This window comes from Mycolicibacterium sp. XJ879, from assembly GCF_053483935.1.
Genome location: NZ_JBEFTH010000003.1, coordinates 631,751 through 646,583 on the forward strand (window position 1 = coordinate 631,751; position 14,833 = coordinate 646,583).

The window sequence follows — 14,833 nt, forward strand, 5'->3', positions numbered from 1 at the left end:
TAGGAGTCACGGGGTGAAGGACGACGGCTACAACCACCGGGACAGGTGCGCGATCACCGGTATCGGGGCGACGGAGTTCTCCAAGCGGTCTGGCCGTAGCGTCGCGGCTTTGGCCGCCGAGGCCGGCCTTGCCGCCATCGCCGACGCGGGGATGACGCCCACAGACATCGACGGCGTCGTCCGCTCGGATTACGACACAGTTCACCACAGCGATATCGGCCAGTGGCTCGGTCTGACCAACCTGACGTACTGGGGCGCCACTGGTACGGGCGGCGCATCGCCTTGCGGCATGGTCGGTCAAGCGGTCGCCGCGATCATGTCCGGGCAGGCCAGAAACGTGCTTGTTTATCGTGCGCTCAACGGTCGGTCAGGAGTGAGATTCGGTAAGGGAACCGCGATTCAGCAGGCCAAAGGAGCACAGCGAGTAGGCGGTCGCGGTACCCTCGATGAGTTCTTCCTACCCTATGGACTCATGGCGCCTGGACAGCTTTATGCGCTGTATGCGCATCGGCATATGCTCCAATTCGGCTCCACCGCTGAGGATCTCGCCAGCATTGCGGTTACAGTCCGCAGACGCGCCAACGCCAATCCAGCCGCCATGATGAGTAACCGCACAATGTCGATCACCGACTATTTCCAGTCGCGGATCATCGCCGAGCCGCTTCGGCTGTTCGACTACTGCCTCGAGTCCGATGGAGCATGCGCGGTGGTGGTCACCGCCACCGAGCGGGCCATCGACTCGCCACAGCCCACTGTTCTGGTGCGGGCAGTTACCCAGGGAACCGTTCCGGAAGTACAGGGCGGCAAAGTGTTTCCGGCCTTGATGAGGCCTGATATGTTGACCAACCCGTCCATGTCCGTGGCCCGCGAACTCTATCGACGGGCTGGTCTCGGTCCCGCCGAGTTGGACGTCGCCCAGCTCTACGACTGCTTCACGATCACGGTGCTCTTGCAGCTCGAAGACTATGGCTTTTGCGCCCCCGGCGAAGGCGGGGCTTTCGCGTCCAGCGGTGCCATCGACCTCACGGGCAGCATCCCGATCAACACCGCAGGCGGCAATCTCTCGGAGGGCTACATCCACGGCATGAACCACATCCTGGAAGGCGTCAGGCAGTTGCGCGGCCACTCAACTTCGCAAGTGCCCGGGGCACAGACCTGCTTGGTCACGTCGGGGGCGCCGGCGATGACCAGTGCGATGATTCTGCGGGCGGCCTGATGTCGGGCACTCCCCAACGGCCCCTTCCCGTTGTCGATGACGAAGAAACCGGTGGATTCTGGCAGGCTGCTGCCGAACATCGGCTCGTTGTGCGCGTGTGCGAAGTGTGCGGCGCCAAACTCCATCTGCCCAAGTCATACTGCCATCATTGTGGGTCGTGGAAGACCGGCTGGCAGGACGTGCAGCCGACCGGCTCGATCTATTCGTGGACCGTTGTACATCACACTATTCATGAGGCGTTCCCAACGCCGTACACCATCGTGCTGGTTCAGCTCGATGAAGACCCCACCATCCGCTTTATCGGCCACTTGGCCGGTGCGGCTGAGGTGTCCGTGGGCATGCCGATGCGCGTGCGCTTCGATGACATCAAAGCCGGTGTGACCCTTCCACAGTGGGAACCTGCGCGGGCCGCGGATGCACTTACCGATCACCGAACGAAAGCGAGGAATCCCGATGGGAAAACTTGACGGCAAGGTTGCGCTGATCTCGGGGGCGGCGCGCGGACAAGGCCGAGAACATGCGGTCCGACTGGCCGAAGAGGGCGCCGATATCGTCGGCGTCGACATCTGTGAACAAATCGGAACCGTTTCTTACCCGATGCCAACCACCGCGGACCTCGCCGAGACGGTTGCCCTGGTGGAGAAGCTCGGGCAACGCATGGAGTCCTTCGTTGTCGACGTCCGCGACGCGGCGGCGCTCAAGAAAGCGGTCGCCGACGGAGTGGCCGCACTCGGGCGATTGGACATTGTGCTTGCCAACGCGGGGATCATGTTCCAAGGACTCGGTGAGGGCCGCGATGACGAAGCGTTCCGTGACGCCATCGACGTAATGCTCGTGGGCGTGTGGAATACGATCCAGGCGGCATTGCCGACGCTCGAGCGCCAGAAGCAGGGCGGGTCGATTGTCATCACGAGCTCGGTGAACGGCTTGAAAGGCATGGTCGCTGGTACCAACGGAGGGAATTTTGGGTATGCGGCGGCGAAACATGGTGTGGTCGGGTTGATGCGGATGTTCGCTAATTACCTTGCGTCCCAAAGCATCCGCGTGAATACGGTACACCCCACAGGGGTCGACACACCGATGCTCGCCGGCTTCCACGAATCGGCTGCCGCCGCCGACCCTGCGCTTTCTGCTGGTTTGGGCAACCCGCTGCCTGTCTCGTTGATCGAAGCACGCGATGTCAGCAACGCGATCGCCTGGCTGGTGTCCGATGAAGCTCGCTACGTCACCGGCATCGCGCTGCCGGTCGACGCGGGCATGGTCAACAAGTGATCGAACGCCGCGACGAGAACGGTTTTAATCTGTTGTCGGCTTGAGTAGCCCGGCAGCTCTTTCGATCAGGTCGGAGTCCAGCACGGTACGGATGTGCTGGCACGCCGCCATCTCGGCGAGATCGCCGTTACCGCTGCGAATCGCGGCGACAATCGCATGGTGCTGCTTGGCAGCCGTGGTGAGCACATCCGCCAGGCGGTCGCCGGCAGAGGGCAGTTCGCCGAGGTAGGCGTGCAGCGAGAGGCTCGTCATCCTGATCAGATCCAGCTGCTGCCGCAACCGACTGTTGCCGCACGACTCGGCGATGCGCACGTGGAAAGCCATATGGGCAGAGAACCAGCGAGACGAGTCGAATGGCTGCGCCGCTTCGTCCATCTCTTCCAGTAGCGAGTCAAGCTCCAGTGCGGTTTCGTCCTGCAGACCCTCATTCGCAAGGAGTCGGGCAGCCAAGCCGTCGAGTACCTCGCGCACCTCGTACAACCCTCGCAACTCATGTTCACGGCTGGCGAAGTGCACGACCTCGATGGTGCGATTGCCGTTCGACACGCGGACCAAACCATCCCGCTCGAGAATCCGGAAAGCTTCACGCAACGGCGTGCGGCTGACTTGCAGCCGCTCCGACCATTCGTTCTGAAGCAGAACCGTGCCTGGCGCAATCGTGTGGTCGAGGATCATCTCTCGCAGCTGCGCGGTGATCCCGTCAACGAGCCGGCCACCGGCGATGCGTGGCTTCGCCGCCGGCTTGCTCTTCCTACGTGCGCTCGCGCGCCCCCCGCCAGTCACGAATCCAGGATACCCTTCGAGTCTCGGCGTGACGCCTGTCCGAAACATCTGAGCCCATTGCTGAGGCCGACGTCACAGGACGGTTCCCGACACCTTGTGTTCGATTATCTCGTCATGGTCGAGTCCGAGTTCGAGCAGTATGTCGTCGGTATCGGCGCCATGGCTGGGTGCGGGCCACAGCGGGTAGCGTGTTTCGCCGAACTGCCAAGGCGATGCGGCAACGGTGATTCTCTGGCCGTTCACATCCAGGTCCGCCAAGTAGCGGTTCGCTAGAACCTGCGGGTCCTGGCTCACCTCATACGTGGTTTGCACGACGGACCACGGTCCGCCGAGGTCGGCCAGCCGCTCCGTGACTTCAGCAAGATCGAACCGGGCAAAAGCCTCATCCAAGGCCGCAATGCATTCTTTACCGTTGGCCGCCCGCGACGCCGAGTCGGCGAACCGCGCGTCGGCCGCGATTTCTGCCACGCCGAGGCATTCGCAGAGCCGCCCGAAATAGCGATCCGACTGAAACAGCGACAGTTTGATGAACCGGCCGTCACGGGTGCGATACGCCAACGACGCCGGATTCAGGTTTTCCTCACGAGGTGTCTTGCGGATCGGTTCACCGCGCTGAGCGGATGCGATAATGGCCGGTGAGTTACCCCAGACCGCGACGCCGAGCAGCGAAACATCAACCACCGGCGGCTCACCCGTGCGTACCCGATGGAACAGGCCGGCCGCGATGGCGCCGGCGATGGAGGTGGAGCCGGGTAGGTCACCGAGCGCCGGCGGCATAGGCGTCGGCTCCGCAGCCCCCGCCGGGGTCAGGTTGTCCGCCGCCCCGCCGCGGGCCCAAAAAGTCGTCCCGTCGAAGCCGGGCATGTTGCGATCCTCACCCAACGGGCCGTAACCACTCCCCCTGACGTAGACGATGCCCGAGTTCATCGCTCGAACGTCATCGACCTCCAATCGGAGTCGCCTTCGGCTGGCCGGTAGCAAGTTGGTCAGGAACACATCGGCCGTGGCCACCAGCTTGGTGAGCAGCCGGTAGCCATCCGCCGTACTGACGTCGAGACCGAGGCTTCGCTTACCGCGGTTAGTCTGCTGCATGAGCGCATCGAACGGGGCATCGCCGACGCTCATATCCGCGATCACGAAGTTGCGCTGGGGATCGGGTCGCTCGGGATGCTCGATCTTGACCACATCCGCGCCCCAGTCCGCCAGAATGGCTCCGGCCGCCGGAACAAACAGGTACGAGGCCAGTTCGACCACACGGACACCCTCGAACACCTTCATCGGTATGTGCCGATCGCCGGAGCAGTCCGTAAATGACGTTGCACCATCATGCCTTTGGGGTCGGATAGCCGATGACCCGAGTGTCAAGGAACTCTTCAAAGCCGGCCAGGCCCCACTCGCGGCCCAACCCGCTCTGCTTCATTCCGCCAAACGGGGTGTCGCGGGCGAACCAGGTCGCTCCATTGACATCCATTGTGCCGGTGCGGACCTGCTTGGCGACGGCCAGCGCACGCTCATCGGTCGCCGCGTAAACCGCGCCGGACAGGCCGAACAGCGAATTGTTCGCAATCGCCACGGCTTCTTCCTCCGTGTCGTACGGAATCACCGCGAGGACCGGCCCGAATGTCTCCTCCTGAGCGATCGTCGAGTTCGGGTCGACGTCGGCGATCACCGTGGCCTCAACGAAGTAGCCGGTCTCAGCGGCCTCCGGTATCCCGCCGCCGGCGACGATGCGGCCGCCCTCGGCGCGGGCTTTCTCGATGTGCTGCAACACGCGCTGCTGATTCGTTCGGCTGATCTGCGGTCCCATGTGCGTATCAAAGTTGCGGGGATTGCCCCAAATCACCTGCGATGCAACCTCCGCGGCCAGCTCGAGAGCCATCTCGTATTTCACCCTGGGGAGCAGCAGGCGAGTCAGGTTTGTGCATCCTTGTCCCGAATGTCGGGACATACGTGGGACATTGAATCGAACCACGGCCTCAACGTCGGCGTCGTCGAGCGCGATGGTCGCCGACTTTCCACCGAGTTCCAACGCGACCTTCTTCACCCGTTCCGCCGCGGTGGCCATGATCCGCTTTCCGACCGCCGTGGAACCAGTGAAGCTGATCATCTCGACGCAGGGATGCGCCACCAGCGCCTCGCTGACCTCGGTGTCCGAACTGGTGATGACGTTGAAGACGCCGGGTGGGATGTCGGTCTCCTCGGCAACCAACTTGCCGACGAAGTTGGCGGTCCACGGAGTGAGCGGAGACGGCTTGACAACGACGGTATTGCCCGACGCCAGGGCCGGTCCGACCTTGTAACAGAGCTGTTGGATGGGATAGTTGTACGGCGTGATCAGAGCCGTGACGCCCCAAGGCTCCTTGATCAGCAGCCGCTCATTCGGCGACACCATCGCCGGGTGTGGCGGAAGGTTCCGCTCGAATGTGTAATTTTCGGCCAGCTCCATCCAGTCAGTAAGTTCGTCGATCGGATCGTCGAGCTGAAATTGCTTGGTCATGAAAATGGGGCAGCCGACCTCGGCGACGAGAAGCTCGCGCAACTCCTCGATATGACGCTGCATCGCCTCTCGAAGCTGACCGATGCAGCGAGCCCGGAATGCGTGGTCCTTGGACCAGGAGGTGTTTGCGAACGCCTGGTGCGCCGCGGTGGCCGCTGCGTCCACATCTTCGATGCCCGCGTCGGGGGTCTGTCCGATCTCGGTTTCGAAGTACGGGTCGATGTTCGCGAAGGTCTTGCCAGAGCGAGCCGCCACCAGACGCCCGTCGATCAGAAGCTGGGGAACAAACTCCTCGGCCACACTTGCCTCCTATACCACCGGCGGGCGTGACCGCCGCGATTCTGTATCCAGGATTCACAGGGAAATCTATAGGTCGCGGCGTGAGAAGTCAACGCAGAGCTTGTCCGGTGCGTCAAGCATCCTGCGGCCTCGTTCGGCACGTTACTCCGATTCAAAACAAGGGTTGAAAAGCTTTCGGCCTAGGGGCTCGTAACGCAACCTGCGGTACGGGGCCGTCACGAAGCGTACGGACCGCGCCCGGCCTCAAGCCTCTTCCCGGTGGTGGTGGAAGTCCGTCAGTACCTCGTGTTTGACACGACGGAGCTCAGAAACCTAGGGTTGCGAATCCTGGATTCATAGCTGCCAGCGGTGGCACGTCCGTTGCGAAATACGGGAGAAGGAATGGATCTCACGCCGAGCGCCGGCCATGATGCGTTTCGCGCAGAGGTACGCGACTGGCTGACTGACAACAAGCCGGCCTTACCGATGCCGTCGGGTGACACCCTCGATGGAGCGCCCCTGCATCTTGACTGGGAAAGGCGGCTTTTCGACGCCGGCTTGGCTGTCGTCAGCTGGCCACAACGATTCGGGGGTCGCGACCTGGACCTGTGGCACTGGTTGATTTTCGAGGAGGAGTACTACCGAGCCGGTCTACCGCAACGCGTCGCGCAGAACGGTATCTTCCTGCTTGCGCCATCGCTATTGGAATTCGGTACCGAAGACCAACAAGAGCGGTTCCTCCGACGAATCGCGTCGGCCACAGACATCTGGTGCCAGGGCTGGTCAGAACCCGAGTCGGGCAGTGACTTGGCCTCCCTGCGGTCGCGGGCCGTACGTGACGGTAATTCCAGCGGTTGGCGTCTACACGGGCAGAAGTGCTGGACCACGCGCGCAGCAGTCAGCACGCACATGTTCGGCATTTTTCGTACCGGCGAAATGGCCGAACGCCACCGCGGCCTCACCTACTTCCTGATCAACCTCGACCAACCGGGCGTGACTGTCAAACCAGTCGCCAAGTTTGACGGAACGGAAGGGTTCGCTGATGTCTATTTCGACGGCGTCTTTGTCGCTGACCGCGATGTGCTGGGCGGAGTCGGCAACGGTTGGCGGGTCGCGATGGCGACGACGGGATCAGAGCGCAGTCTTGCGCTGCGGAGCCCCGGCCGATTTCTGGCGACTGCCGAGAGGTTGATCGAGCAGTTCTACGCTTCACCGGAGACGGTGCGTGCCGATTCGCGGTATCGAGGCGCCGTTGCGAACGCTTGGATGGGCGCTCAGGCCTACAAGTTGGCTACGGATTGGGTAGTTACCCGGCTGCTCGATGATGTTCCGCTGGGTGCCGAGGCCAGCCTGAGCAAACTGTTCTGGTCTGAGTTGGATATCGAACTTCACCAGGCTGCATTGGCCTTGCAAGGCATTGACGCTGACCTCGATGACCACTGGATCAAGGGATTCGAGTTCGCTCTGTCCGGCCCGATCTACGCAGGTACCAACGAGATTCAACGCAACATAGTCGCTGAGCGACTGCTGGGCATGCCGAGGCTATGACTGTGTACTTCGCATTCACCACCGACCAGATCCAGCTACGTAGCGGTCTTCGTGACCTTCTAGTCGAGACATGCCCACCCGCAGTGGTGCGCGCCGCATGGTCGGAATCGTCGAGTCCTGTTCCCCAGTTGTGGAAACAACTTGGCGCAGTGGGTCTGCTCGGACTACTTGCCCCCGCTGAGGCCGGTGGGATGGAAGCGTCCGAGGTCGAACTCGTTCTGTTGCTGGAGGAATGCGGAAGATTCGCCGTTCCAGGGCCGCTCGGCGAGCACATCGCGGCAGCGGTGCCCGCACTGGCGGCAGCCGCAGCACCGGAAGCGGTTGCCGCCGTGACCGGTGAACTGGTGGTCGCCGTCCAGGAGCAGACTTCCGACCGGGTGCGCTGGATCACCACGGCGGATCTGCTCGTCCACCCCGGCCGCGGTGGACTGGAAGTGACGGCGAGGGCAGACCTCAACATCACCATGGCGACGCCATCAGTCGATCTTTCAGTCACATCGGCGATCGTCACGCCGGTGCGGCCGCGACAACTACCGGGATCCGACGCCGTATTGGCCGGGCGCCGGGCCACCGTGGCAGCGGCCGCTCAGCTCCTCGGTCTGGCCGACCGCTTAATCACGATGACTAGCGAATATGTCAGAGTGCGAAAGCAATTCGGGATCCCTGTCGGTTCCCAACAGTCGGTCAAACATCTACTCGCGGCCGCACTCGTCAGCCTCGAACATGCACGGCCGGTCGTCTACCGCGCCGGATGGGTACTGGCCGCCAATGCCGCTGATCCGGACCTTGCGATCAGTTTCGCGAAAATCTATGCAACTCGTGCAGCGAATTTGGCAGCGAAGACGGCGCTGCAATGCCATGGCGCCATCGGTTACACCTGGGAGCACGACCTGCACCTGTGGATGAAGCGAGTGTGGGCGTTGAGTACCGCGTGGGGAGTCGCAGCCGCACACGAAAGCGTCGTGGCCTCCGCCCTACTTGACGCTTGCAACTGAACGCTCGACACCCCTTACAGATCGGATCACCATCATGCGCAATTCGCTCTACGGCCCAGACCACGACCAGTTTCGCGCCGCTGTTCGCGCATTCATCCAGCGGGAGGCAGTACCGAATGTTGCAAAGTGGGAGGAACAGCACCGGGTGGATGTCGAGTTCTACCGCAAGGCTGGAGAACTCGGCATTCTCAGTCTGCAGATTCCCGAAGCATACGGAGGGGCCGGTCAGGCCAGCTTTACTTACAACCTTGTGGTGGCCGAAGAGTTGATTGGTGCGCATCTGTCGCTATCGCCGGTGCGGGTCCATATCGACGTCGTCATTCCGTACTTCCTCAGCTACGCCACGGCGGACCAGAAGCACCGGTGGTTGCGCAGCCTGGGAACCGGCGAGAATATGGCGTCCATCGCGATGTCCGAACCGGAAACGGGTTCGGACCTCGGTGGTATCGCGACCTCGGCTCGGCGCGATGGAGATTGCTTCGTCATCAACGGCGCGAAGACGTTCATCACCGGAGGGATCAACGCCGGTCTGGTGATCGTTGTCGCGCGCACTTCGCAGCACCAGGATCGCCGTAAGGGCCTTTCGCTATTCGTCGTGCAGGACGGCACGCCCGGCTACACCAAAGCCCGCAATCTGGACAAGCTCGGAATGCACTACGCGGATACAGCAGAGTTGAGTTTCACTGACGTGGCTGTCAGCTGTGACGACATGTTGGGTGAAGAAGGTCGGGCGTTCGAGTACCTGACAAGCAATCTCGCGCAGGAACGCATCAGCGTGGCCGCGGGTTCGGTGGCAATGGCCAAGACCGCACTGGCCGACACGGTCGCGTATGTCAGCCAGCGCGAAGTGTTTGGTCGTCGACTCTCGAAGTTTCAGAACACGAAGTTCGTGCTGGCGGGGGTGTCGGCTGAGATCGAGGCCGCAGACTCGCTGCTCCAGCGTGCGGTCGCTGAACTCGATGCGAAGGAACTGTCGGTAGCCGATGCAGCCCGAGTGAAGCTGTTCTGCTCAGAAGTGCAGGCACGCGCGGTGGACAGTTGCCTGCAATTGTTCGGTGGATACGGATACATGCTCGAGTATCCGATCGCGAAGATGTACGCAGACGCTAGAGTAAGCCGGATCTACGGCGGCTCAAGCGAAATCATGAAAACCATCATCGCGAAGTCAATGGGCCTCTGATGATATTCGCGCGGTGCACAACCGCCGTCACCGCACTAAGTACTAGTCCGATGCGGGCAATGGCTTGGCGGTCTTGACCGGCATTGCGTTGTCGTTGACGAAGAGGGCAGCTGCGCCCGCGTTGGTACACAGCAACTCGAGACGGGAGTCCGCGTGCAGGTAACGCTTACCGAGATCCGTTCCGCCGTCGTGTCCGACCACCATCGGCAGTCCTGGTTCGGGCTCAGCTCCCAAGGGCAGCAATGAGTGGCCACTGCAAGTGAGCTCGATCGGACTGTCTGGCGCCCGGATGACCACGACCTGAGTTTCGTCCACCGCGCTGCGGAGCCGCGTCCCTGCTGTCAACTTCAGACCACACCCTTCGCTCATCAGGGACTTGCCTAAGGAAGCCGGCTATGAACCAACGTGTGGATCCGTCGAGCGTGCACGTCATCGCCCTGTTCTGCGCATTGCGATACTCCGGCCGGTTGATCCGAACGACAGCAACGGACTTGTCGACAGCCTCGTACTCCACGACACCAGTCCCAGTTCCCGCCTGAGCCCGGCATCTGTCGAGCCCAACGTGTATGCATCCGGGATATATTACCTCCTCGCAGGATCTTCGCCGGGGGTTGAGAACGGCAGGATCGGGGGTAGCCTCTAGGCACAGCGGCCAATCAACGACGAAAGGCAGCGCTATGCCCTTACGCGAGCGTCACAGCATTACCGAAATCCGCACGGCCATCCGCGAACTCAGCAGCCGAGCCAGGCTGGCCCGCAAGGAGGGCCGCATCGCCGACGCCGAGGAGATCGAGCAGCGCATTCAGTCCTACCGCGAGGAACTCGCCACGCGGCCCTGACCGCTTGAGGCTGGGTACAGCTACGTACCGAGCCGACGAAACGTGCTGCGGTGAAACACGATCGGGGCCACGTCAGCGCGCACGATGATGTCGCTGACCCGCAGAATCACGATGGTGTGATCACCCGCAGGGACCAGTTGCTCGATCGAACTCTCCAACCAGACAGCGGTCCCGTCGATGAACACCGCGCCTGACTCCCGCGACACCGTCCGCAGCCCGGCGAACCGGTCCCCGGTCTTGGCCGCCAGCGTGCGCGCCGCGTCGTCATGCGCCTCGCCCAGCACGCTGATACCAAGTGCTGGCAGGTCTTTGAGCTTGGGCCACGTCTCCGAGGTGTTCTGGACGCAGAACGAAACCAGCGGCGGCTCCAGAGAGACCGGGACGAACGTGCTCGCAGCGAGGCCCACCCGGGTGCCGTCCACCTCGGCGGCGATCGCGATGACCCCCGACGGAAAGTGTCCGAACGCCTCGCGAAGCGACGTGGGGTTCAAGTTGGTTGCACTCATACTTTGACCATCTTCACATGTGACCTGCTGGCAGGCCACGCCCGGGCGGTGGCCGCCGGGTAGCCTGACGCTCGTCATGTGGATACCGCTCCTGGCGATGGCCATTGCCGTCAGCCTCGAGCCGTTCCGGATCGGTATGACGGTGCTCATGCTCAACCGGCCCCGACCGCTGCTGCAACTGGTCGCCTTTCTCACCGGTGGTTACGCGATGGGCCTGACGGTGGGCGTGCTCGTGTTGTTTCTGTTGCGGCCCGCGTTGGGGTCCACCCACTTCACCCTGCCGCGGGTGCAGATCGCGGTCGGTGCGGTGGTCCTGGTCTACGCCGCGGTGGTGGCCACCGGCGTGTTTGGCTCCAAGCGCGGCCCTGACGGGCCGGTGGGTGTCGCAGGCCGGGTGTTCACCACGATTGCGGGCCGCGCCCGGCAACTGCTCAGCGGTGGTTCGCTCTGGACGGCCGGGGTCGTGGGTCTCGGCACCGCGCTGCCGTCCGTCGACTACCTGGCGGCGCTGGCGCTGATCGCGGCCTCCGGCGCCGCGACGGCGGTGCAACTCGGCGCGCTGCTGGTGTTCAACGTGGTGGCGTTCGCGCTCGTTCAGATTCCGCTGCTGTTTTATCTGGTGGCCCCGGACCGCACCCGCGCGACGCTGGCGGCACTGCACGGCTGGCTGCGCGCGCAGGGCCGACGCGGGGTGGCGTTGCTGTTGGCCGTGGTGGGGTGCGTGCTGCTCGGCGTGGGCTGGGCCGGTCTATGAGCCGGGCTGGGGCTGATTGTTCAGCACGTACTGCAGCCCGGACAGCAGCTGCGACACCGGATCCGCGCCACCGCCGAAGGCCGCCTGCGTGGCGGGGGCGGTGATCTCGGCGGGGTCATAGCCGTTGACCGGGTCCACGGTGATGGGCGCCGTCAACGGATTGTCGTGGCGCGAATAGCCGGCGTCCACGTAGGGCTTCAGCACAGCGTCGAGCTTGATCAGCGTCTCCTGGGGCACCCCGAGGTACTTGAAGGGCATCACCAGCGGAAGGTGCTCCTCGGGGATCATGAACGTCGTCGTCTTGGCGCCCCTGGAGTTGATGGTCGTGCGGATGTTCTGCGGCGGCACCATGCTCGGGTCGGTGAACGCGACCGCAGTGTGCCCGGTGGCCAGACCGACGATCGCGTTGGCGACCGAGATCCAGTTGTCGGGCCGGTCCGGCCAGTCGGCGATGCTGTCGTAGGCGGAGACGAACTGATAGGTGTCGTACTGGCTTTCCACCGGCGCCGGCACGCGGTAGTCCAGCGACGGCACGACGCTGCCGACCGGGAACACCTGGGTCAAAAAGCTCTCCCCGAACGCGTGCCGGGCCACCGGGTCCCCGTACATCGCAAAACTCAGTTGATCCGGTGGCGGCGCGGCCGGGTCGTAGGCGAGCTTCGCCTGCACGTCGTTGAGCACCATCGCGCCTTCGGACAGGCCGATCACCGTGCCTTGGCCGCCGTCGCGGACCGCGTTGATCACATTGGGGGTGCCGACGTCGACCGACTCACCGACGCTCGGGCCGTCGAGGCCGAGGCCGGGCATGATGCGCTCACCGAATGCGCCGATGCCGGGAAAGAAGCGTTCCAGGGTGTGGCCCTGTACCTGCCCCGCGGGATAGTCGACGATCGACCGGTCCAGTCCGGGGAACCAGTCGGCGCCGGTGCGCATGATGTATTCGTCGTAGGGGATACCCGAGACGTGGGCACCGCCCAGCGCATAGCCGCGGCCCGGGGTGCCCAGCGCCGGCTGGCCATCGGAGGGGACCGGGTCCGGCGGTTCGTCGGCGGATGCGACCCCAAGACCGAAACAGCTTGTGGCACACAGAGTTACCAGCGCAGTGCCGAATGCCAGCCGTCGCTTCATGCCTGTCGTAGCCCTCCCCGCGCCACTCGCGTACACCCTACTCCGCCGCATCCACGCGGACCCCGTTTGCGGTGTCGAGCCGGGGAAATCCGTCCTGCTGATATTGCTCGACGCACGCGGCGCGCCGGATCTTGCCGCTCGTAGTCGTGGGGATCGAGCCGGGCGCCACCAGCACGAGATCCTCGACGCTCAGGCCGTGCACGTTGGAGATCGCGGAGGTGACATCGCTTTTCACCGCGCTGTACCACCGCATCGCGTCGCCGTCGGGATCTGGCGGCTTCTTGAGCTCGATGACGGTCACCAGCGTCTCGGTCCCGTTCACCGGCACCGCGATCGCCGCGACCCGGCCGCGGGTGAGTTCGTGCACGGTCGCCTCGATGTCCTCGGGATAGTGGTTGCGGCCGCGCACGATCAGCAGGTCTTTGATGCGCCCGACAATGAACAGCTCGCCGTCGTGGATGAAGCCGAGGTCGCCGGTGCGCAACCAGGGCCCATCCGGCGTCCCGGCTGATGGTTCGACGAGCGTTGCGCCGAAGCAGCTTTGCTCCTCGGGCGGTTTGCGCCAGTATCCTTCCGAGACGTTCTCCCCGTGCAACCAGATCTCGCCGACCTGGCCGGGTCCGCATTCGCGGTGGGTCTCGGTGTCGACGATCCGCAGCGTGGGACCGTGCGGCACCCGATACCTGACCAGCGCCGTGCCGTTACCGGCGCAGGGCCGGACCCGGCCCGCGCCCAGTTCTGTGGTGTCGAAGTGCACCGCCGGTGCGGATTCGCTCCAGGTGCCCGCTGCCCCGAACACCGTCGCTTCGGCCAAACCGTATGCGGGACGCATCATGTGGTCGCGAAAGTTGAAGTGCGCGAACCGGTCCACGAAGCGATGCAATGTGGCGGGCTCGACACGTTCGGCGCCGCTGGCGATGCCCACCACGCCGCCCAGGTCGAGCCCGTCCAGGTCGTCGTCGGTGGTCTTGCGGGCGGCCAGGTCGAACGCGAAGTTCGGCGCCGACGAGAACGCGGGGGTGTTCTCGGCCAGCGCGCGCACCCACCGGGCCGGCCGTTCCAGGAACGCCTCCGGGCTCATCAGGTGGGCGCGACGGCCGCACAGGATCGGCGCGCAGACGCCGAGCACCAGCCCCATGTCGTGGTAGAACGGCAGCCACGACACCAGCGTGGCGTCCTGCGGCAGCGGGGATTCGGCGAACAGCCCGCGCATCAGCTGCTCGAAGTTCACCGTCAGGTTGCGGTGCGAGAGCATGACTCCCGCCGGTGTCCTGGTCGATCCCGAGCTGTACTGCAGGTAGGCGATGCTCGGCCACTGCGCCGGCGCGAAGCCAGGCTCGGCGTCGGTCTCGGTCCCGTTCTCCAGAATGTCCAGGTTCAGCGCGTCGACCACGACGATCGTCGGCGTCGGCGCTGTGCCCGCGGCGACGAGCTCGTCGACTCCGGTGGCGGCGTCCGCGGTCGTGAGGACCACCGTGGGCTCGGTATCGGCGAGGACCGCGCTCACCCGTTCGTGGCCGGCACCGGGATGCGGTAGCGGCAGCGGGACCGCCACCCGCCCGGCCTGCATGGCGCCCAGGAAGGCCAGCACATACTCCAGGCTCTGCGGGGCGAGGATCACCGCCCGGTCCCCGACCGACCCGTGCCGCGCGATCTCGCGGGCCAGGTTCATCGTTCGACGGGCCAGCTGTGACCATGTCAGGCTCTCGGCGCGGCCCGTCGGGTCGCGGCGGTAGTCGATGAACGTGAACGCCACCTCGTCGGGGCGCAGGCTGGCGCGCCCGTGCAGCATCGACAGGATCGACGACTCAGACGTTGTTGTTGTCACGCTATGTC

At 64.0% G+C, this 14,833-nt stretch carries 15 protein-coding genes; 8 read left to right on the plus strand and 7 right to left on the minus strand.

The window, feature by feature from the left end:
* Window positions 1-13: 13 nt before the first annotated feature.
* Genes ABQF13_RS10330 through ABQF13_RS10340 form a run of 3 tightly spaced genes read left to right on the plus strand, consistent with a single transcriptional unit; the run spans window position 14 to window position 2,488 of the window.
* Entirely contained in the window at window positions 14-1,216 is a 1,203-nt protein-coding gene (locus ABQF13_RS10330; RefSeq protein ID WP_448392611.1) for a thiolase C-terminal domain-containing protein, read from the plus strand.
* Window positions 1,216-1,683: a Zn-ribbon domain-containing OB-fold protein gene (locus ABQF13_RS10335; RefSeq protein WP_448392612.1), complete on the plus strand. Its 468-nt coding sequence runs from the start codon at window positions 1,216-1,218 to the stop codon at window positions 1,681-1,683. Before ABQF13_RS10330 ends, ABQF13_RS10335 begins: the two co-directional genes overlap by 1 nt.
* Window positions 1,670-2,488, plus strand: coding sequence for a mycofactocin-coupled SDR family oxidoreductase (locus tag ABQF13_RS10340; protein WP_448392613.1), 819 nt, complete (start codon window positions 1,670-1,672; stop codon window positions 2,486-2,488). Before ABQF13_RS10335 ends, ABQF13_RS10340 begins: the two co-directional genes overlap by 14 nt.
* A gap of 24 nt (window positions 2,489-2,512) precedes the next feature.
* Here ABQF13_RS10340 and ABQF13_RS10345 read toward each other — a convergent pair whose 3' ends face one another.
* The 3 genes from ABQF13_RS10345 to ABQF13_RS10355 all read right to left on the minus strand — a co-directional run bounded on the left by ABQF13_RS10345 (window position 2,513) and on the right by ABQF13_RS10355 (window position 6,068).
* Window positions 2,513-3,271 (minus strand): GntR family transcriptional regulator, encoded by a 759-nt coding sequence (locus ABQF13_RS10345; RefSeq protein ID WP_448392614.1) that lies wholly within the window; start codon window positions 3,269-3,271, stop codon window positions 2,513-2,515.
* Window positions 3,272-3,343: 72 nt separating this feature from the next.
* Entirely contained in the window at window positions 3,344-4,525 is a 1,182-nt protein-coding gene (locus ABQF13_RS10350) for a CaiB/BaiF CoA transferase family protein (RefSeq protein ID WP_448392615.1), read from the minus strand.
* 70 nt (window positions 4,526-4,595) lie between these two features.
* Entirely contained in the window at window positions 4,596-6,068 is a 1,473-nt protein-coding gene (locus ABQF13_RS10355; protein WP_448392616.1) for an aldehyde dehydrogenase family protein, read from the minus strand.
* 381 nt (window positions 6,069-6,449) lie between these two features.
* On the opposite strand from ABQF13_RS10355, the gene ABQF13_RS10360 reads away from it, so the two are divergent.
* From ABQF13_RS10360 to ABQF13_RS10370, 3 genes are read left to right on the plus strand one after another with little or no spacing between them, the layout of a single operon-like run.
* Entirely contained in the window at window positions 6,450-7,595 is a 1,146-nt protein-coding gene (locus tag ABQF13_RS10360) for an acyl-CoA dehydrogenase family protein (protein WP_448392617.1), read from the plus strand.
* Window positions 7,592-8,590: an acyl-CoA dehydrogenase family protein gene (locus ABQF13_RS10365; RefSeq protein ID WP_448392618.1), complete on the plus strand. Its 999-nt coding sequence runs from the start codon at window positions 7,592-7,594 to the stop codon at window positions 8,588-8,590. Before ABQF13_RS10360 ends, ABQF13_RS10365 begins: the two co-directional genes overlap by 4 nt.
* A 34-nt stretch (window positions 8,591-8,624) precedes the next feature.
* The gene (locus tag ABQF13_RS10370) at window positions 8,625-9,770 is read left to right on the plus strand and encodes an acyl-CoA dehydrogenase family protein (RefSeq protein WP_448392619.1); all 1,146 of its coding nucleotides are present in this window, start codon (window positions 8,625-8,627) and stop codon (window positions 9,768-9,770) included.
* A 42-nt stretch (window positions 9,771-9,812) separates the two neighbouring features.
* On the opposite strand, the gene ABQF13_RS10375 is transcribed toward ABQF13_RS10370, so the two are convergent.
* Entirely contained in the window at window positions 9,813-9,974 is a 162-nt protein-coding gene (locus ABQF13_RS10375) for a hypothetical protein (protein WP_448392620.1), read from the minus strand.
* 473 nt (window positions 9,975-10,447) lie between these two features.
* Between ABQF13_RS10375 and ABQF13_RS10380 the strand changes: the two genes are divergently transcribed.
* The gene (locus ABQF13_RS10380) at window positions 10,448-10,609 is read left to right on the plus strand and encodes a hypothetical protein (RefSeq protein ID WP_448392621.1); all 162 of its coding nucleotides are present in this window, start codon (window positions 10,448-10,450) and stop codon (window positions 10,607-10,609) included.
* Window positions 10,610-10,629: 20 nt separating this feature from the next.
* Here the strand turns inward: ABQF13_RS10380 and ABQF13_RS10385 are convergent, their stop codons facing one another.
* Complete coding sequence (locus ABQF13_RS10385; RefSeq protein WP_448392622.1) at window positions 10,630-11,115, minus strand: flavin reductase family protein; 486 nt, start codon at window positions 11,113-11,115, stop codon at window positions 10,630-10,632.
* A 76-nt stretch (window positions 11,116-11,191) separates the two neighbouring features.
* Here ABQF13_RS10385 and ABQF13_RS10390 point away from each other — a divergent pair, with 76 nt between their 5' ends.
* On the plus strand, window positions 11,192-11,869 hold the full coding sequence (locus ABQF13_RS10390; RefSeq protein WP_448392623.1) for a GAP family protein: 678 nt from the start codon (window positions 11,192-11,194) through the stop codon (window positions 11,867-11,869).
* On the opposite strand, the gene pe is transcribed toward ABQF13_RS10390, so the two are convergent.
* Both pe and ABQF13_RS10400 read right to left on the minus strand, forming a co-directional pair.
* A complete protein-coding gene (pe, locus tag ABQF13_RS10395; protein WP_448392624.1) occupies window positions 11,864-12,997 on the minus strand; it encodes an acyltransferase PE in 1,134 nt (377 codons plus the stop codon). The two genes, ABQF13_RS10390 and pe, sit on opposite strands and share 6 nt — an antisense overlap.
* A gap of 37 nt (window positions 12,998-13,034) precedes the next feature.
* A complete protein-coding gene (locus ABQF13_RS10400; protein ID WP_448392625.1) occupies window positions 13,035-14,825 on the minus strand; it encodes an AMP-binding protein in 1,791 nt (596 codons plus the stop codon).
* Between the last annotated feature and the right edge of the window lie 8 nt (window positions 14,826-14,833).

What these genes read in the sequence shown, in the direction of transcription:
- ABQF13_RS10335 (WP_448392612.1), top strand. Translation starts at nt 1,216, where the DNA reads ATGTCGGGCACTCCCCAACGGCCCCTTCCCGTTGTCGATGACGAAGAA.
- ABQF13_RS10340 (WP_448392613.1), top strand. Translation starts at nt 1,670, where the DNA reads ATGGGAAAACTTGACGGCAAGGTTGCGCTGATCTCGGGGGCGGCGCGC.
- ABQF13_RS10360 (WP_448392617.1), top strand. Translation starts at nt 6,450, where the DNA reads ATGGATCTCACGCCGAGCGCCGGCCATGATGCGTTTCGCGCAGAGGTA.
- ABQF13_RS10365 (WP_448392618.1), top strand. Translation starts at nt 7,592, where the DNA reads ATGACTGTGTACTTCGCATTCACCACCGACCAGATCCAGCTACGTAGC.
- ABQF13_RS10370 (WP_448392619.1), top strand. Translation starts at nt 8,625, where the DNA reads ATGCGCAATTCGCTCTACGGCCCAGACCACGACCAGTTTCGCGCCGCT.
- ABQF13_RS10375 (WP_448392620.1), bottom strand. Translation starts at nt 9,974, where the DNA reads ATGGTGGTCGGACACGACGGCGGAACGGATCTCGGTAAGCGTTACCTG.
- ABQF13_RS10380 (WP_448392621.1), top strand. Translation starts at nt 10,448, where the DNA reads ATGCCCTTACGCGAGCGTCACAGCATTACCGAAATCCGCACGGCCATC.
- ABQF13_RS10385 (WP_448392622.1), bottom strand. Translation starts at nt 11,115, where the DNA reads ATGAGTGCAACCAACTTGAACCCCACGTCGCTTCGCGAGGCGTTCGGA.
- ABQF13_RS10390 (WP_448392623.1), top strand. Translation starts at nt 11,192, where the DNA reads ATGTGGATACCGCTCCTGGCGATGGCCATTGCCGTCAGCCTCGAGCCG.
- pe (WP_448392624.1), bottom strand. Translation starts at nt 12,997, where the DNA reads ATGAAGCGACGGCTGGCATTCGGCACTGCGCTGGTAACTCTGTGTGCC.